Raw genomic sequence first — 16,342 nt, forward strand, 5'->3', positions numbered from 1 at the left:
ATCATATGCACCGTACCCCAGATAGGTTGTCAATGAGCGAGTGTGATTGAAATTCACCAGGACCTGACATTTCAGTTACCAGAGACTGCTGGCTGATTGTATTAGTGGTGTTCTGAGCTCTTACCGAGATCAGTGAAGCAGCGGTATCTGCCTGTGTATTGATAGATGATCCAGTGCGAGATATAGAGAGTGAAGTCAGCACACGAGCGTCTTTGCTTCCAAGCGGGTTATGCTGAACCAGTTGGTAGACCAAGTCCGATCACTATACACTCTGTATCGACCGATTCGAGAAACGTCGATTCCAACCACCTTCTGTGACTGATTCACACCCAAAATTGTTGCGCAATTTGAAGTTCTTCTCATGGCTGATTGTTACAGTATTCGTTCATACTTGAAAACAGAAATGCAGAAATAAAGGGTGTGAGAGGAATTCTGCACCACCGAAGATCTAGATGGCCGTATTATTCCGCCTAAGTGGCGTTAGAGGTAGCCTCGGCTCTGATAACGAGGTTGCCACTCCCACCATCATCAATGAGTCTTTCAAGATCTTCCTCATAGTCGTTAGCCCCACCGTAGTTCGTCAAGTCCACTTGAATTCCGACTAAGATTTCCCCACCCGTATCAAGGGTGTAGCCTCCCTTCTCTATGTCGTTAACGTTGGGGTTATCACCTCTGTAAAAGGTAAGCACATCTCGAACTTGCTGATCTGTGAAGTTGTCTGAAGCGCTCTCAAGGTTGGATTTGTCAATTTTGACATTCACTGGCTGGGTCCCTTGATTTTTGATTTTGAATATTTTATCAATCTGAGTGACTGCTTGGGCGTTCACCCCATCGCCGCCCGGCTGGCCAGCACCTAGTCCTCCACCGAGTTCGATCTCAACATCCTCCCCCATTTCGTAAGCGTATCCACCGTTAGGACCGCTTGCTGGTTCGATAGCAAGGTAAGCCTGGGCGTCGTCAGCGATGGTAATACCGAAGTTGCGATTGGCTTCAACACTCGTAAACGCACCAGTGCCCACTGCAGCCGCCCCGCCGGCGGCGAGCGATCCAATTCCGATCAGGAATTTGCGTCGTTGCATTGTTGGTCTACCTCGGTTGTCCGCGCGCCCATCTGTGGCACGCTTACCTGAATCCACAACCTATACCTACCTTGTATTCAGGCCCGTGAGAGAGGTATTGATCTGCTTGAAAACCGTCATAACCGGCCCAGGCCCTGTTCACGGCCCGCGTGAACGGTTCAATGAGATCATTATAGCAGCTGTAATTGCCGATTCTGGACGAACAACCGAGTACCGTTATAGTGGGTCCACCAGTTTCAGGAGATATGGCTGAGCATCAAGAGAAACTGCTCGCTGCTCTTGAGGATCTCGCTGCGGAACTCGGCCGCGGGCCAACACCAGACGAAATCGATGTAAATACTGACCACTCAATTACGGCGTACCGTGAGGCGTTTGGATCGTGGGGAGAGGCGCTCGCCGTAGCTGATCTCGAACCACCAGCGGGGCGTCGTATTCCTGACGAGGCACTACTGGCGGAGCTTCGTCGATTGGCTCGTGAACTGGAGAAGACGCCCTCCGAGGAAAACATGAGACAGCACGGCAACCATTCGATCAATACCTACAAACACCGTTTTGGCTCCTGGAACGAGGCCATCGAGGCTGCAGATCTCGAATCAAACCCTGATCGAACGGAGCGGTCACGGGAAGCATTACTCGCGGATATTAAACGGGCAGCTGACGATCTTGGCCGCCCGCCAACACGCCGTGAGATGAGTGAGTATACGGAGTTTGATCCAATTACGTATCGGAACCGCTTCGGGTCGTGGAACCAGGCGCTGGAAGCCGCTGGGCTTGACTCCCGCCCGGCTCAGGAGCGAGTCTCCGACGACGAACTTCTCACGGAGCTACAGCGCCTGGCAGATGAGTTGGAAAAGCCCCCGACGACGACGGACATGGAACAGAAGGGCGAATTCAGCCCCAGCACCTACTACAAACGATTTGATAGCTGGAATGATGCACTTGAGGCTGCTGGCTACGATCGGTCCTGAGTGGACTCTTCGATTGCGGGGATGACACATCACCTGTAGTGAATACTCTACTTAGCCGAAACTTTCAGACAACGCTGTGCGAGACTCGCGCTTTCTATCTTGCACGCTAGCCAGTACCAATATAAAATACTTGATGACTGTTTTGCCAGATTAGCTAAGAGCCTGCTCTATTGTATCGACCGATGGTAGTCTTCACCCAACTGGTCTTGGTCGTCTTCGACGTAGTCCATCGTTTGTTGGATTCTCGCGTGCCCCGCCAGTTGGCGCGCCTGGTGCAGCGATATCGGCTCGCAATCGTTTACCCAGCGGCTGATAGCTGATCGACGAATTCGGTGTGTCGTCACAAACCACTCCTTGACGGTGTCATCGGGCCCCGGGTCAGCCGGCCGGAGCGGGTGCTGTACCCCGGCATTACGAGCCGCCTCCTTGACGATATCGTTGATTAGACTCGGTTGCATCTGATCACTCTTCGTAGTCACTAGAATAGCCCCGCTGTCAGGCTCTACGTCCCCCGAGTACGCATGCCTCACGCGCTCACACCACCGCTTCAACTGTACCTTGAATGATTCTGGGAAGAAGACATCTCGGCGTGCGAGCTCCGGATTCTCTTTCGCGTTGATTTTCGCTGACCGTATGTTGATACAGCATTGGTCCCAGTCAATCTTCTCAACCTGCATTCTGGAGAGTTCATCTGCGCGACACCCGGTATACCAGTTCAGCCGCACCGCAATTTCATTCCTGAGCCGTGTCTGCTTTCGCTTTCCCGGCACGTTGTCAAACAGTTTCTCGACAATCTGCGGCTTCAGTGCGAGTACCGCATCCCCGTTCCGTGTCCCGTCTAAATCTATCCCTGCCGTAGTGTGTTGTCGCTTGTACTCTGAAGTCGATGCGTGCACTCCGTAATCTTCCTTCAAATGGATATCTCGCTTGTCACGACAGGGGTGCCCGTGCTCGAGCTCCAACCGATCGTGCATCTGATCGTTCTCGATAACCGCATAAAATGACTGGACCGACCGATAGTAACTGTCGATAGTCGTATCCGACTGATCCGTGATCGATTGGATATACCCGCGTACATCCCCAGTCACTGCCGCAAGCGGATCAATACCCTGTCGCTCACAATAAGCCAACCAATACCTGACTTCCCTCCTGCGAGTGTCCGACGTAGACCCTTTGGTGTCTCGCTTCTGCGACTTGAGACTGTCTAGGTAGAGGCCCAGAATTTCCTCACTCTCGCGGGAGATCTGCTTTTCGTCGGGCGTTGCAAACTGCCCTTTGTCGTTTCGCTCCGTCATATGGTCATCCAGTGCCGCGTGCCATCGACAACTACACTCTCCACCGACAGGGTTGACCGTTTCTCGAGATAGATCAGTGCCTCACGCACCAACGGTTCCGGCTCGTTCAATACGTCAGCAACCTTTTCTGCTGATCCATCGATGTCACTCTTCTCGGCAACCTCTGTGGCGCTCAAGAGTTGTTCCTGCGCCTTTTTCAGTCGCAAGTCCAGAGTGTCCGGCGTTGATTCCGCATCCGCGGGCGGTTCGGGTGCCTCAGGGAGTGTTTCGTACGCATCCATGGCCGTCGATTCGACTTGCTCCTGAGAGTACCCTTCTGAGACCATCATCTCGTCAATTTGGTTTTGGAGAGCCTCGGTTCGGTTCTCAACTTCCTCCATGGCCTTCTGATGCATCTGCTCAGCTAATTCGACTCCGTCAGCTTCAACTCCCCCGTACGCACCCAACTCAGATTCGTGTACGTACTCGTCTCTGAGTTCTCGATCAACCGCGCGCCGAACCAGCGTCGTCAGCGTCTCCCCCTCCTCGAGCGCATCCCGCCACTCTTCTTTCTTCTCGGGCGTCACCCTCACGTTCAGTTTGACTTTCTTGCGGTCGCTCACACCCGCAGCTATTCGCGCAGAAAAAATAAATCTAGGGTCCCAATGGGTCCCCAGTTATCCGAACATCTGGCGCATCATCGGGTGCATTTCCATGAGTTGCTCTTCTGCAATCTCCTCGTAGAGCTTGTAGGTGATCGAGACTGTCAGCAGCAGTCCCGTTCCGGAGACACCACCGATAGTGCCGAGCATGTTCGCCATGACGGCGAGGAGCCCGACGAGCGCACCGCCGATGACGGTCACCTGCGGGATGTACTGTTCGAGCACCCGCTCGATAGAGCGGACGTTCTGGCGGAAGCCGGGAATCTGCATCCCGGAGTTGTGAATCTGCTGGGCCGTCGCGTCCGGACCCATGTCAGTGGTCTCCACCCAGAAGATGGCGAAGATTGCGCCGCCGACGACCATGAAGGTCAGGTCGACGCCGATTCGCATCATAATCTCCCAGGGGGCGTTGCCGCCGCCACCGCCGGCAAACCACATCCAGTCGTTCGGGTCACGGACGGGTGCGAGGAAGTAGAACAGCCCGCCGGTCGGGCTGCCCTGTGAGTAGGACCCGAGCCACGCAGGCATACTCGCCAGCTGTGCGTTGAGAATCCGGCCGAGGAACTGGATGTTCGCCTGCAGTGCGCGAACGAGAATCATCGGCAGGACGCTGGCGTAGATGAGCTTCACCGGGAAGCGTCCGCGTGCGCCCTTGACCCGGGCGTTCGAGAGCGGAATCTCGATGCGGACGGACTCGGCGTAGACGACCACGACGAAGATGCCGATGGTCGTCAAGATGGGGACAATTTGCCCGACACCGAGGAGCAGTGCCCGGATGCCTTCAGGCGTCAGCAGCGGTGGTACCGACTGGTTGCCCAGCAAGATCCCGATCCACGTCGGGATGATCCCGGCCGACGTGCCCGATGGCGCGTTGAAGCCAGGAATCTGGGCGAGACCACCGATGAGTCGCTGGGAGACACCGGCGATAATGAACAGGCCAATACCGGAGCCGACGCCCCACTTGCTGATGACCTCGTCCATGTAGAGGATGAGAATCCCCCCAGCGAAGATCTGGGCAAAGAGGAGGAGTCGAACGCCACCCAGACCGATTCCGAGCGACTGCGCGAGGTCTGGACTCGGCGGCAGGAAGTCACCGGCAAAGACCATCGGAAGCCCCGTCAGGATACACATCACGACGACGAGGAACTTCTGGAGTCCCTGATAGAGGACCTGGTCTCGCGGGTTGTTCTGCGTGTCGAGACCGAGCAGGTCGGCACCGCCGAGTAGCTGGAGGACAATGCTTGCTGTGACAATCGGCCCGATGCCGAGTTGCAGCACTGTCCCCTGTCCGCCGGCGAGAATCGACCGGAACTGGCCGAAGAGGTCGCCGCCACCGGTACCGAGGCCGAAAAGGAAGACGTTGGTCAGGAAGAAATACAGCACCAAGACGCCGACCGTCCAGCCCAGCTTCCGCTTGAAGGGAACGTGTCCCTGCGGGCGGCGGACCGACGGCATCCTGGTGAGTACCGGTTCGGCGGTGTCCTTCCAGCTCATGTTAGTCCTCGTCTGTCTCGTCTGCTGTCTCCTCTTCGGCTTCGTCCGCTCGCTCGGAAAGTTGCGCGGAGCCGCCCGATTCCTCGAGCAGTTCGCGTGCGCCCGCAGAGAAGGCGTCGGCGGTCACGTCCAGCGTGTTGCGGACCTGACCCGTACCGAGTACCTTCACTGCGTCCGCGTCGTAGCCGTCGTCTGCCACGTCGCGAGCGTCGACTGCGTAGCCGTCGTCGGTCTCCTCCGCGACCCCGTCTGCGGCGAGCAGTGCGGCGTCCTCGTCGAGTTTCTGCACGTCGACGGTGACGACGTCGTCTTTGACCTTCTCCGGACGGGAGAAGCCGTGTTTCCCGAGCGGTTTGTAGTTGTGGAACTCGTGTTTGTCACGACCTGCTGCGCCGCGCCCACCGCGGTGACCGGCACCACGACGGTTCTTGTGTGAGCCGCCACCGTGTGTGCGCGAGCCGCGCTGTCGTTTCTTCTTGTTTGTCATTATCGCATCGCCTCCAGGAGGTTGTCGATAGCGTCTGTCTCGTGTTTGCCGAGCTGGCCACCCTCCTTGGTCGGGTGCTTGATACCCTCGTGACCGCCGCGTGGCGGGTGCAGACGGAGCGTCGGGGAGAGCCCCTCGTCTTGCAGACGGGTCTCCTCGGCGACCAGCGCGTCGGCCAGCGCTGCGATGTCGTCGTAGTCGGTGTTCTCGGCGACCCACTCGTCGGTGATGTCACCGTCGCCCTCGGCGGGCTCGGCGCGGGTTTCGAGCAGGAGTTCGACCGTCTCCTGGCTCGGCTCGCCGTGTGCCACGTAGTCGTTGACCTTCGTCACCATCCCGGAGTATGCCTCCGTCTCGGGGACGAACGTCGCGTGGTTGACACGGTGGATGTTGAGCATCTCGAGTGTGTCCTGAATGTCGCCGTTCATGTTGACGTTGCCGCGAATCTGAACGAGTGCGTGCATTACTCGATCACCTCGCGCTTTTCGAACGTCCGCTGTGGAACGCGTGCCTCAGCGGTGTTCTGCAAGGCGTTGAACGTGGCCTTGGCGAAGTTGACCGTCGTTCGGGTGTTCCCCGACGAGCGCGTCCAGATGTCTTCGATACCGGCGAGTTCGAGCACCTTGCGGACGGTCTCCCCGCCTGCAAGGCCGAGCCCGCGCGGTGCGGGCTGGAGTTCGACCTCGACGCTCCCGGCCTTGCCTGTGGTGCGCAGCGCGACCGTGTGGGGACGGCCACAGCCACACTCCCAGGACCCACAGCCACGGGAGACGTCGATGAGGTTGAGCTTGCCGATCTCGATTGCTTTCTGGATTGCGCCGCCGACCTGGTCGTCACGCCCCTCGGCGTAGCCGACGAGGCCGTCGCGGTTGCCCACGACGACGACACAGCGGAACTTCACCCGCCGTCCAGAGTCGGTCATTCGCTGGACCATGTTGATGTCCAGCACTTCGTCCTCGAGTCCGGGGACGAGCTGGTCGACTATCTCGGGTTCCTTCAGCGGCAGCCCGGCGTTGAGCGCGTCCCGCATCGTCTCGATGTCGCCGTCTGCGACCTTCTTACCGAGCCGCGTCTGTGGTTCCCATCCGTTGTCAGCACTCATAGTTCGATGTCACCCATTAGTGTCTCCCGCGTCTCGTCGAAGTGCGCGGGCAACTCTGTGGCGTCGAAATCGCCGCTGTAGAGGCCGTCTTCCTGCTCGGCGTACTCGGCGATGTGCTCGCCGCGGGTCCGCTCCCAGTCGGCCAGCACGTCGTCGTTGTGCGGGATTTCGAGCCCGGCGTCGATTGCGCCTTCCTGTACTGCAAAGACCTTGCTCCCCGGCGTCGGGGAGTTCAGTCCGATGTCGAGCACCGCTTCCTCGATGCCGGCCTCGATGGCCCGCAGTCCCGCGAGCAGTCCGGTGAGGTACGCGGCGGGCATGTTGCCCGTCGGTGCCTCCCAGCCGTACTCGGCGAGATCGTTCGATTCCGCGGCGGCAACCGTCTGGTCGCCGGCGGGGCCAGTCGTCACCAGCTGCGCCCTGACTTGCTTGTTGCTCTTTCGAGCGACGAGCCGTGGCTTGCCGGATTTCAACAGGCGCAACCGCTGATGGTAATCTGTACGGGCCTCGCGGCGACGCCGCATCGGCACCGTGTATCGTGGTCCTGTCGCCATTATGTGTCACCGTAGTTGTTGTCGTCGATGAACCGATCGAGGTCCGCGACGGAGTCGAACTCCCCACCGCCTGCCTTGTTGTACAGGTCGCGGTACTCCGACGATTCGAGGTCACCCTCGTCGCGGAGCTGTTGGAGGTGTTCGCGCTGTGCGCGGATTCTCGATTGCCAGTTCTCCTTGTCGCCCTGGCGGGCACCGGCCTTCCCCTTCCGGGAGCCGGCTCCTTTCTGGTGCCCGTAGGAGCGTTTCTCCTGTCGTTCGCGAGCGCGGCCACGCGAGTTGCCCTGTGGCTCCTCGGCGCGGATGACGCCGTCGTCGACCAGTTCGCGGATGTCTTCGCGGGTAATCGCCTCTGCGATGTCGCCCTGTCGTTCGGGGTCAAACCAGAGTTTGTTCTTCCCGACGTCGAGGACGTCCGCGGCCAGTCGCTTCTGTGCACTCAGGTCAGTCATTCACTTCGACCTCCTCGTAAGTGGGGTTGAGGACACGAATCTCGCGGTCCTCTGCTTCCTCCTCGATGCGTTCGCGTTTGCGGCCACCGACTTTCGAGGCGATACGCACTGCCTCGGTGTCGCCGTCGACGCCCTCGAGGTCGTCGACGTTGTGGACGCGGACCTCTTCGAAACCGGACGGGTGCAGGCCACGGACCGCCTTCGGGGAACGGAAGCCCGCTTCGACGGTGTCGCCTTTGCCCTTGTGTCCGCGGCGCTGCTTCGAGAGCTGGCCGCGCGGGCGTCGCCACGAGGTGCCGACGCGCTTTTTCTTGTGGTGGTCCTGTCGGTTGAACTGCGGTTTGCCCTCGCGTTTGCGCTGGGTGAGCAGACGCTTTGCCTCGTCGTCGAGGTCCGGCGTCTTCTCGACCAGTCCGCGGGGCTGCAGTTCGGTTTCGACATCTTCCTCTTCGACGTCCGTGGTCTCCTCTTCGACGTCAGCCTCGACTTCGTCGCTGACTTCGAGGTCACCGACGTCGGCCTTGACACGGGCTGCGAGTGCCATCCCGACACCTTCGACTTCTGCGAGGTCGTCCTGGCTTGCGGCCCGGATGTCGTCGACTGTCTCGTAGCCGGCATCGGCCAGTGCGTCGGCCTTCGACGGGCCAACACCGCTGATGTCGGTCATCTCGTCGAATTCTTCGTCGGCCTGTTCGTCGTCAACTGCGACGTCTTCATCGTTGTCTGCCATCAGGCGTCACCTCGGTTCGGTTTCTGTGTGATGTAGACGCCGTCCTGGAAGACACGAACGTCCTTGTCCGTGACGCGGGTCAGCTGCTCGATGTCGGCAGCCGTCTGACCGACGTCTTCGACGTTCGGTCCACGCAGCGTCACGTTCTCCTCGCTCACTTCGACTTCTGTCTCGCCGTGAATCTCGGTGCGTCGGGGGGCTTTCTCGCCGAGGAAGTTCTCGATGACGACCTCGTTGCCCTCCACGTTGACCTGCATCGGGAAGTGAGAGTAGAAGACTTCCATCTCGTACTCCCAGCCCTCGGTCACACCGTGGAACATGTTGCGGACGTGGCTCTCGAAGGTGCCAAGCGTCGAATTTGTCTTGGCGTCGTCCTCGTCGCTCGTGATGAGAACCTCGCCGTCCTCGACTGTAACCGAGACATCCGGGTACCAGAGGCGGCGTGTGACGCTGCCGTTCGGTCCCTCTACTGTGAGGTCGAGATGGTCCATCTCGGCGCTCACGTCGTCGGGTATCTCAAGTGCTGTTCGTGGCATTGTTAGTAGACGTATGCGATGACCTGGCCGCCGACGCCCTCTTCGCGGGCCTCGTAGTGGCTCATAACGCCACGCGAGGTGGTGACGACGAGCGTCCCGTAGTCACGGGCGGGGAGGAATCGCTTCTCCCACTTTTCGAACTCGTCGGCCGTCGCGGAGTAGCGCGGCTTGACCGGGCCACACTCGTTGATTGCTCCTTTCAGGTCGACCTCGAACTGGCCGGCTTTGCCGTCGTCGACGAACTGGAAGCCGTCGATGTACCCGCGGTCGTAGAAGACCTCGAGGACGCTGCCGATTTCGTTCGAGGCGGGCTGTACTGTCTGGTCGAGATGGCCGACGCTCTCTGCGTTGTCGATCGCCGAGAGCGCATTGGCGAGTGGGTCCGTTCCTGTCATGAGTATTTCTTGAATCCCATGCTCCGGGACACCTCGCGGAAGCACTGCCGGCACAGGTAGATGTTGTACTTTCCAACAAGTCCCTGTTCGCGGCCACAGCGCTGACACGACTGTAGCTGTCCCGTGCGTTTCGCGGCGTGCTCGCCGGTGCGCTCCTCGTCGCCGTCCGCATTTTCACTCTCGCTCATTGGTCGACCTCCACGTCGAAGGTGTTCTCGACGAAGGCGACTGCGTCGTCGACGTCGAGCCGGTGGGCCGACGGAATCGGGCGCGATGCCTTGTCCCGCTTTGCCACCCGGTATCCGGGGCGGACGAGATTGACCGTCACGTCCAGCCCGAAGATGCCGATTGTCGGGTCGTACTCCTGGCTCGGGAACTCCGTGTGTTCCTCGACGCCAAAGGAGAAGTTCCCGGTATCGTCGAACTGCGATGCCGAGAGGTCCACCAGCGGGAGTGCCGTCTGGAGGAACTCCTCGGCGTCGTCGTCACGCAGCGTGACTTTCGTTCCGATGGGGTCACCCTCGCGGATGTTGAAGTCCGGTTCGGTCTTCTTTGCCGTGGTCCGGACCGGGTCCTGGCCCGTAATCTCGGCCATGATGTCTTCGGCCAGTCCGAGTGGTTCCCCACCCTGACCGATACCCATGTGGACGACGACTTTCTCGACGCGGGGTTCCCGCATCTCGTGGAACTCTCCGCTTTCGGATTCCGAACTCATTCGTCGTCACCTCCGTCTTCCGGTGCGGTCTGGGCGTCGCCCTCGATGAAGTTCTCGTCGATGACGACGACGTACTCCTCGACGGTCTCGAAGCCGCCCTCGTCTTTGACACCTGGAATGTCTTCCTGGGTGGCAAGGACGTTGTTCTGGGCACTGCTCGGCGTGACCTGAATCTCCTCGATACGGCCGATGTCGCCGGCGTGTGCGCCGTCGACGGCCGTCACGAGTGCGCCCTCTTCGTACTCGAAGTGAGCGACGATTTCGTTGTCCTCGTTGCCGACGACAAGGGAGTCCCCGCCGTTGTAGTCGCTGTCTTCCTCGACGAGCAGCGTCTGCCCGTCGTGGAGTGTCAGCTGCACGTCGCCGCCGGGAACGTGTCGCTTCTCGGTAATCTTGCCGAGCTTCGACTGGGCGCTGTCCTCGTCGATGGGGGTCAGCGACAGCCGACCACCCTCGCCGGGGAACACGCGGTAGTACTCTTCGCGCTCGTCGAAGGCCAGAATGTCGAACATCCCGACCGGTCGCTCCTCGTCGGAGACGGCCGTGCCGTTGATGACGACGTTGTCCTCGTTGAGCGCGTACCGTGCTTCTTTGCGGCTATCGGCGTAACCGAGCACGTCCCGCAGGATGATGAGCAGAGGAACCCCTGCCTCACCGTGGGGACCGGCGTCGGCCTTGACCGTGAACGTCTCGGTCTTTCGCTCGATAGGCCAGCTTTTCGGCACCGAAAGTCGTTTCTGATGTTTCGTCATGCGCTGTCCTCCTCGGATTCCAGGCGTGCCTCACGCCGCTCGTCGGAGAGATCCAGACTCGTGACACGAAGGTTGCTCGCGTCGAGCGGTCGTGGGACCTCTTCGCCGTCTGCTGTCTCCTGTGTGACCTCCTCGACGTGGACGACGCCTTCGCGAAGGTCGACGTTCACGACGTCTTCCTCCTCGCCGGCGTGGTCACCACGGAGCACTTCGACGGTGTCGCCCTCGTTGACGCGCACGTTTCGCTGTCCGTACTCCTCGCGGAGATCGTCGGACAGCGTCGTGCGCACGTCCTTGTGGCGCTCGTGCAGCGGGGCTTCGGCAGCCTGTTTTCGCTGTTTGCGTGGTTGTTCTGTCATACTATCATAGTCGCTGTTGACGCGACGCTTCCAAACCGCTCTGCGACTTCCCGTGCGATGGGGCCCTTGAGTTCGGTCCCGCGCGGTTCCTCGTTCTCGTCGATGATGACCGCGGCGTTGTCTTCGAACTTCAGGCGGGTCCCGTCCGGGCGACGGATGGGCTTTCGCTGTCGAACGACGACAGCTTCGAGCACCTGCCGGCGCATCTCGGGGGTCCCTTTCGTGACCGAGACCGTGATCTTGTCACCGAGCCCCGCTTTGGGGTGTCGGTTGACGGTTCCCGAGTAGCCGGCCGTGCTGATAACCTTCAGCTGCCGTGCGCCCGTGTTGTCCGCACAGTTGATGAGCGAGCCTTTCTCGAGGCCCTGCGTGACGTCGGCCTTCAGTGCCTCCATCACTCCTCACCCCCTGTGACTTCGACAACTACGTGGGATTTGGTTTTCGAGAGCGGTCGTGTCTCTGCTATCGTGACCGTGTCGCCGACTTCCAGGTCCACACACGGTGGTGCGTGGGCCGGGACGCGGCTCCGTCGCTTCATGAGCCGGTCGTACTTCGGCACCGTTACGTCGTACTCTCGTTCGACGACGACGGTCTTGTCCATGTCTGTGGAGGCGACCTCTCCGTCGAGCGTCTGCCCGCGGACACTCAGTGTGCCGTGGAACGGGCAGTTCTCGTCGTCACAGGCCTCCTCCGGTGTTGCTACGTTCAATCCTAGCGCCATTTCGAATCACCTGTCTGTTCCGTGCGTCGTGCCGGTCGCGCGACGAGTCGGTCTCCGTCGACGGTGACGAGCTGATAGCCGCCACCGCTCGGAATCTCGAACTCGAAGGTCGTTCCGGCCTTCGGCACGTGAGACACCCGGTCGCTACCGGATTCAGTTCGACTGTCTACAACTTCGATTCCCAGCGTCTTCGTCGTCTCCGTCACGACGTCACCTGCAATGCCGACGAGGTCGGTGTTGTCCGCCGAGACGATCTCGGCGTCGAGTCCGACCAGTTCGTGTCGCGGGAGCGACTCGGGTGTCAACGGCATTTATTCGGCCTCCTCGGCGGCTGCGCCGCCCGCGAGGTCGCCCTCTTCGTTCTGAATCGTCTTGATGCGTGCGATGGTCCGCCGGAGTTCCTTGATACGGCCGGGACTGTCCGGCATCCCACCTGCTGCCTTCACTGCTTCTGCGTTGAGCAGTTCCGTCTCGAGGTCTTCGAGTTCCGCCTCGCGCTCGGCGGCCGTCATGTCTCGAATCTCGGAGGTGTGCAGAATCGTCATTCCTCGTCACCCTCCTCGTCTTCCATCTCGTCCATCAGCTCTTCGGCTTCTGCCTCGGTGTCCTCGTCGAGTTCCTCGTCGACGTCGGCCGCGAGGTCGTCGAGGTTCTCTTCGACGTCCGCTTCGTCAGGGACGTCCGGGTCCTCGAACTCCTCGTCGGCCTCCTCGATGACTTCCTCGTCGACTTCGACGTCGACGTCTTCCTCGACGGCCTCGGGTTCGTCCGCCGTGGACGCGTCCTCGGTTGCTTCCTCGTCGTCGGGTTCGCCGGCGAGCAGTTCTTCGACGCCCTCGGCTTCCTCTATGTAGTCTTCGACCTCGACATCCTCGTAAATCTCGAAGTCGTCGGGGAGCTCCGCGTCCGGCGGAATGATCTTGACCTGCACACCGATGGTGCCGAGTTTCATCACTGCGGTGCCGATACCGTGGTCGACGATCTCCTCTGCGGGTTCGCCGTTGTGCTTGATGTAGCCACGGTTGAACTTCTCTACGCGCGAGCGTGCGCCTGTCACTTTTCCGGACAGAACGATTTCGGCACCGAGCGCGCCGGCTTCCATGATGCGGTCGATGGTCGTGTGACCAGCTTTCCGGAAGTACCAGCCACGCTCGAGCGCGTTGGCCAGTCGGTCGGCGACGATTGCCGCGTTGAGGTCCGGCTCTTCGACTTCCTGGACGTCAACCTGCGGGTCTTCCAGCCCGAACTCCTCTTCGAGCGTGGTCGTGACCTTCCGGATGTTCTTCCCGCCCTTGCCGATGACCATCCCTGGCTTTTCGGCTTTGAGCACAATCTGGGTGCCCATCGGGGTCTTTGCGATCTCCATCCCGCCGTAGCCGGCGCGACCGAGTTCGTCCTGGAAGAACTCGTCGATCTGGGTACGCTGAAGCCCGTTCTCGATGAACTGCTGTTCGTCCGCCATCACTCATCGACCTCCTGGAGGATGAGTTCGACGTCGAGTTCCGGTGCGGCCGTCGGGGAGGCCCGCCCCATCGCGCGGGGCTGGCGGCCTGCCTGTTCGCCGACCTTGTGGGGTGCGACGTGGACGATTTCCATCGACTCGCCGTCGAATCCCTGGTGGTCTGCGTTGCCGACTGCGTTTTCCAGCAGGTCGAGGAAGGCCTTGCTGGCCTTCTCGGGGTAGCGGCCGGCGTCCCAGCCGTCGATGTCGTTGCGGTGGCCGACGCCCGTGTTGTGCTGACGGAACGGGACCGACTGGTCCTCGTTGATGACGCTCTCCAGATAGGAGACCGCATCCTCGGCCGTCATGCCCTTGATTTCGCGGGCGATGGCCTTGCTGTGCTTGAGACTTACCTGACGCTCCCGGAGCATCGCTTTCGCCGTCGTGTCCGGGTCGACGTCAACTGAGTAGCTGATTCCCATGTTATTTGAGTGGCACGAACTTCGAGGAGCGTGTCGCTCCAATCCCGGCCTGTCCGTGCTCGACCGAGGTCCGGGTGAGCTGGAACTCGCCCAGATAGTGCCCGATCATCTCGGGTTCGACCTGGACGCGCTCGAAGCTCTGGCCGGTGTGGACGGCGAAAGTCAGCCCAACCATCTCCGGGAGAATCGGCATACTCCGGAGGTGTGTTCGGATTGGGTTGTTCGCCGTCTCCTCCTCGTCGGCCTCGCGGGCCTTCGCGAGAAGTTTCTCGTGTTCGACGGACAGACCGCGTTCGATAGTTCGCCGCTGGCGCGCGGGAAGCAGTTCCGCAACCTCGTCGATGCTCATTGCCTGCAGTTCGTCGAGCGTGTAGCCACGGTAGGTGAACTCACCTTCGTGACCGATTTGGTAATCCGAGCTCATTCTGAGTCACCACCACGGCCGGTTCGTCGCGAGGCGATGTCACCGACTTTGCGGCCCGGCGGGGCGTTTCGCGAAATGGACTTGGGCTTGCCGGGGTGTTGCCGGCCACCGCCACCGAACGGGTGGTCGACGGCGTTCATCGCAACACCGCGGACGTTCGGCCACTTCGTCCCGCGGGCTTTCATCTTGTGGTACTTGTTGCCTGCCTTGACCATCGGCTTCTCCGTCCGGCCGCCACCGGCGACCACGCCGATGGTGGCTCGACACTGTGGGTCGAGTCGCACGACGTCGTCGCTTGGCAGCTGGACGACCGCGACGTTGCGGTCGTGGGCCATCAGCGTCGCGTTGACACCGGAGGCTCGGGCGAACTTGCCCCCGTCGCCCTGGTTGGACTCGACGTTACAGACGGGGACACCTTCCGGAATCTCCGCGAGCGGAAGAGTGTTGCCCGGCTCGATAGCCGAGGAGACGCCGACCTGAATCCGGTCGCCCACGCCCACGCCTTCCGGCGCGAGCACGAGGCGGTGGTCGCCGTCCTCGAACTCGACTGCGGCGACGGGTGCGCTCCGTGCCGGGTCGTGTTCGATGTCGACGACCGTCCCGGAGACGACGTCGCCGTCTTCGACGTTGCGATGCTGCAGGTCCGATTTGTAGCGGTGCGAGGGGGCCCGGAACGTGGGCGTCCCGCGTCCGCGTCGTTGTCCCTGAATTCGTCGTCCCATCTTAGAACACCCCGATGCGGCTGGCGATTTCCTGTGCGTCGTCGTCCTCCGAGAGGAGCACAGTTGCCTTCTTCTTGCCCTGTGGCGTGACCATCGTGGTCACGTTCTCGACGGTGACGTCGTACTGGGCAGCGATGTCCTCGGCAATCTCGCCTTTGTTGGCGTCGATGTCGACGATGAACTGCATCTTGTTCTCGAAGTCCATCTTGTCGACGGCCTTCTCGGTGACGTGTGGATGTTCGATGACAGTCATCGGTCAGCCACCTCCTCGAGTGCGCTCTCGGTCCAGACGGTCAGTCGACCGCCCTCGCCACCGGGTGCGAGGTCCTCTGCGTTGACCTCACCGGCAGTCGCCACGTCTGCGCCCGCGAGATTGCGTGCGCCACGCGACGGCTCCTCGCTGGTGACAAAGAGAACCGAGGTCGGGCGGCGGTACTTGCGGCCCCGGGAGGAGCCACGGCCGGCCCGAATCTTGGTCTCGTCTGCGCGCTCGATGTCGGCGTAGATGTCGAGTGCTTCGAGCACGTCGACGACCTCCTGGGTCTTGTGGACCTCCTCGAAGTCGTCAGAGACGACCAGCGGAAGCTCCACGTCACCGAAGTCGTGACCGCGCTCTTCGACGACCTCGACGTCCGTCGTGGCCGCGATGGCCGAGCGGACGGCGAGTTTTCGCTCTTTGTCGTTGATAGACAGCGAGCGGTCCTTCTCTTCTTTCGGCGGGTGTGCGCGGCGGCCCCCAACGGTCTGGGGGACGCGAGCGCCCTGGCCGTTCTCACGCGGTACGTGGGCCTGCCCACGACCGCTTCCGAACGACTCGGCGGGCGTTCGCAGCCCGGCGTAATCGTCGGAACCGTAGTCCTGCTTGCGGTTTGCCTGCGCGGCGGTGACGGCCTTCCGGATGAGGTCCGGTCGGTACGTGGTCTCGAAGACCTCGGGGAGTTGGACTTCCCCAGCGTCGTCGCCGTTCAGGTCGTGTACTGTTGCCTGCATAGT

At 60.9% G+C, this 16,342-nt stretch carries 27 protein-coding genes; 1 reads left to right on the top strand and 26 read right to left on the bottom strand.

Translation table 11 applies throughout. The annotated features are described in order from the left end of the window. Positions 1-470: 470 nt before the first annotated feature. Entirely contained in the window at positions 471-1,079 is a 609-nt protein-coding gene (locus tag QYL91_RS14045; protein WP_302081120.1) for a hypothetical protein, read from the bottom strand. A gap of 245 nt (positions 1,080-1,324) precedes the next feature. Here QYL91_RS14045 and QYL91_RS14050 point away from each other — a divergent pair, with 245 nt between their 5' ends. Next, on the top strand, positions 1,325-2,047 hold the full coding sequence (locus QYL91_RS14050; protein WP_302081121.1) for a homing endonuclease associated repeat-containing protein: 723 nt from the start codon (positions 1,325-1,327) through the stop codon (positions 2,045-2,047). Positions 2,048-2,214: 167 nt separating this feature from the next. Here QYL91_RS14050 and QYL91_RS14055 read toward each other — a convergent pair whose 3' ends face one another. Genes QYL91_RS14055 through rpl4p form a run of 25 tightly spaced genes read right to left on the bottom strand, consistent with a single transcriptional unit; the run spans position 2,215 to position 16,339 of the window. After that, on the bottom strand, positions 2,215-3,342 hold the full coding sequence (locus QYL91_RS14055) for a tyrosine-type recombinase/integrase (protein ID WP_302081122.1): 1,128 nt from the start codon (positions 3,340-3,342) through the stop codon (positions 2,215-2,217). Further along, positions 3,339-3,944 carry a hypothetical protein gene (locus QYL91_RS14060; protein ID WP_302081123.1) on the bottom strand — a complete coding sequence of 202 codons (606 nt, stop codon included), beginning with the start codon at positions 3,942-3,944 and terminating at the stop codon, positions 3,339-3,341. The genes QYL91_RS14055 and QYL91_RS14060 overlap by 4 nt, the downstream gene beginning before the upstream one ends. A 54-nt stretch (positions 3,945-3,998) precedes the next feature. After that, on the bottom strand, positions 3,999-5,477 hold the full coding sequence (gene secY, locus QYL91_RS14065) for a preprotein translocase subunit SecY (RefSeq protein WP_302081124.1): 1,479 nt from the start codon (positions 5,475-5,477) through the stop codon (positions 3,999-4,001). A 1-nt stretch (position 5,478) separates the two neighbouring features. Continuing rightward, complete coding sequence (locus QYL91_RS14070; protein ID WP_302081125.1) at positions 5,479-5,964, bottom strand: uL15m family ribosomal protein; 486 nt, start codon at positions 5,962-5,964, stop codon at positions 5,479-5,481. Then, complete coding sequence (gene rpmD, locus QYL91_RS14075; protein ID WP_302081126.1) at positions 5,964-6,428, bottom strand: 50S ribosomal protein L30; 465 nt, start codon at positions 6,426-6,428, stop codon at positions 5,964-5,966. Before rpmD ends, QYL91_RS14070 begins: the two co-directional genes overlap by 1 nt. Continuing rightward, entirely contained in the window at positions 6,428-7,066 is a 639-nt protein-coding gene (locus tag QYL91_RS14080; RefSeq protein WP_302081127.1) for a 30S ribosomal protein S5, read from the bottom strand. Before QYL91_RS14080 ends, rpmD begins: the two co-directional genes overlap by 1 nt. After that, positions 7,063-7,620, bottom strand: a complete 558-nt coding sequence (locus QYL91_RS14085; protein WP_302081128.1) for a 50S ribosomal protein L18 — start codon at positions 7,618-7,620, stop codon at positions 7,063-7,065. The genes QYL91_RS14080 and QYL91_RS14085 overlap by 4 nt, the downstream gene beginning before the upstream one ends. Then, positions 7,620-8,072, bottom strand: a complete 453-nt coding sequence (locus QYL91_RS14090; RefSeq protein ID WP_302081129.1) for a 50S ribosomal protein L19e — start codon at positions 8,070-8,072, stop codon at positions 7,620-7,622. Before QYL91_RS14090 ends, QYL91_RS14085 begins: the two co-directional genes overlap by 1 nt. Then, on the bottom strand, positions 8,065-8,802 hold the full coding sequence (locus tag QYL91_RS14095; RefSeq protein ID WP_302081130.1) for a 50S ribosomal protein L32e: 738 nt from the start codon (positions 8,800-8,802) through the stop codon (positions 8,065-8,067). Before QYL91_RS14095 ends, QYL91_RS14090 begins: the two co-directional genes overlap by 8 nt. Beyond that, on the bottom strand, positions 8,802-9,338 hold the full coding sequence (locus QYL91_RS14100; RefSeq protein ID WP_302081131.1) for a 50S ribosomal protein L6: 537 nt from the start codon (positions 9,336-9,338) through the stop codon (positions 8,802-8,804). Before QYL91_RS14100 ends, QYL91_RS14095 begins: the two co-directional genes overlap by 1 nt. A gap of 2 nt (positions 9,339-9,340) precedes the next feature. Further along, a complete protein-coding gene (locus tag QYL91_RS14105) occupies positions 9,341-9,733 on the bottom strand; it encodes a 30S ribosomal protein S8 (RefSeq protein WP_302081132.1) in 393 nt (130 codons plus the stop codon). Next, positions 9,730-9,921, bottom strand: a complete 192-nt coding sequence (locus tag QYL91_RS14110) for a 30S ribosomal protein S14 (RefSeq protein WP_302081133.1) — start codon at positions 9,919-9,921, stop codon at positions 9,730-9,732. Before QYL91_RS14110 ends, QYL91_RS14105 begins: the two co-directional genes overlap by 4 nt. Next, positions 9,918-10,448: a 50S ribosomal protein L5 gene (locus QYL91_RS14115; RefSeq protein ID WP_302081134.1), complete on the bottom strand. Its 531-nt coding sequence runs from the start codon at positions 10,446-10,448 to the stop codon at positions 9,918-9,920. Before QYL91_RS14115 ends, QYL91_RS14110 begins: the two co-directional genes overlap by 4 nt. Beyond that, positions 10,445-11,200, bottom strand: coding sequence for a 30S ribosomal protein S4e (locus QYL91_RS14120; protein ID WP_302081135.1), 756 nt, complete (start codon positions 11,198-11,200; stop codon positions 10,445-10,447). Before QYL91_RS14120 ends, QYL91_RS14115 begins: the two co-directional genes overlap by 4 nt. Further along, the gene (gene rplX / locus QYL91_RS14125) at positions 11,197-11,559 is read right to left on the bottom strand and encodes a 50S ribosomal protein L24 (protein ID WP_302081136.1); all 363 of its coding nucleotides are present in this window, start codon (positions 11,557-11,559) and stop codon (positions 11,197-11,199) included. The genes QYL91_RS14120 and rplX overlap by 4 nt, the downstream gene beginning before the upstream one ends. Beyond that, on the bottom strand, positions 11,556-11,954 hold the full coding sequence (locus QYL91_RS14130) for a 50S ribosomal protein L14 (protein WP_302081137.1): 399 nt from the start codon (positions 11,952-11,954) through the stop codon (positions 11,556-11,558). The genes rplX and QYL91_RS14130 overlap by 4 nt, the downstream gene beginning before the upstream one ends. Beyond that, a complete protein-coding gene (locus QYL91_RS14135) occupies positions 11,954-12,280 on the bottom strand; it encodes a 30S ribosomal protein S17 (protein ID WP_302081138.1) in 327 nt (108 codons plus the stop codon). The genes QYL91_RS14130 and QYL91_RS14135 overlap by 1 nt, the downstream gene beginning before the upstream one ends. Next, complete coding sequence (locus QYL91_RS14140) at positions 12,271-12,591, bottom strand: ribonuclease P protein component 1 (protein ID WP_302081139.1); 321 nt, start codon at positions 12,589-12,591, stop codon at positions 12,271-12,273. The genes QYL91_RS14135 and QYL91_RS14140 overlap by 10 nt, the downstream gene beginning before the upstream one ends. Further along, on the bottom strand, positions 12,592-12,825 hold the full coding sequence (rpmC, locus tag QYL91_RS14145) for a 50S ribosomal protein L29 (RefSeq protein ID WP_302081140.1): 234 nt from the start codon (positions 12,823-12,825) through the stop codon (positions 12,592-12,594). Beyond that, the gene (locus QYL91_RS14150; protein WP_302081141.1) at positions 12,822-13,742 is read right to left on the bottom strand and encodes a 30S ribosomal protein S3; all 921 of its coding nucleotides are present in this window, start codon (positions 13,740-13,742) and stop codon (positions 12,822-12,824) included. The genes rpmC and QYL91_RS14150 overlap by 4 nt, the downstream gene beginning before the upstream one ends. Continuing rightward, the gene (locus QYL91_RS14155; protein WP_302081142.1) at positions 13,742-14,203 is read right to left on the bottom strand and encodes a 50S ribosomal protein L22; all 462 of its coding nucleotides are present in this window, start codon (positions 14,201-14,203) and stop codon (positions 13,742-13,744) included. The genes QYL91_RS14150 and QYL91_RS14155 overlap by 1 nt, the downstream gene beginning before the upstream one ends. Before the next feature lies 1 nt (position 14,204). After that, positions 14,205-14,627 (bottom strand): 30S ribosomal protein S19, encoded by a 423-nt coding sequence (locus QYL91_RS14160; protein ID WP_302081143.1) that lies wholly within the window; start codon positions 14,625-14,627, stop codon positions 14,205-14,207. Next, on the bottom strand, positions 14,624-15,349 hold the full coding sequence (locus QYL91_RS14165; protein ID WP_302081144.1) for a 50S ribosomal protein L2: 726 nt from the start codon (positions 15,347-15,349) through the stop codon (positions 14,624-14,626). Before QYL91_RS14165 ends, QYL91_RS14160 begins: the two co-directional genes overlap by 4 nt. 1 nt (position 15,350) lies before the next feature. Further along, a complete protein-coding gene (locus tag QYL91_RS14170; protein WP_302081145.1) occupies positions 15,351-15,602 on the bottom strand; it encodes a 50S ribosomal protein L23 in 252 nt (83 codons plus the stop codon). Then, positions 15,599-16,339 (bottom strand): 50S ribosomal protein L4, encoded by a 741-nt coding sequence (gene rpl4p, locus QYL91_RS14175; RefSeq protein ID WP_302081146.1) that lies wholly within the window; start codon positions 16,337-16,339, stop codon positions 15,599-15,601. The genes QYL91_RS14170 and rpl4p overlap by 4 nt, the downstream gene beginning before the upstream one ends. Positions 16,340-16,342: the final 3 nt, after the last annotated feature.

It is taken from the genome of Salinibaculum rarum, assembly GCF_030505615.1.
In the GTDB taxonomy this organism is placed as follows: domain Archaea; phylum Halobacteriota; class Halobacteria; order Halobacteriales; family Haloarculaceae; genus Salinibaculum; species Salinibaculum rarum.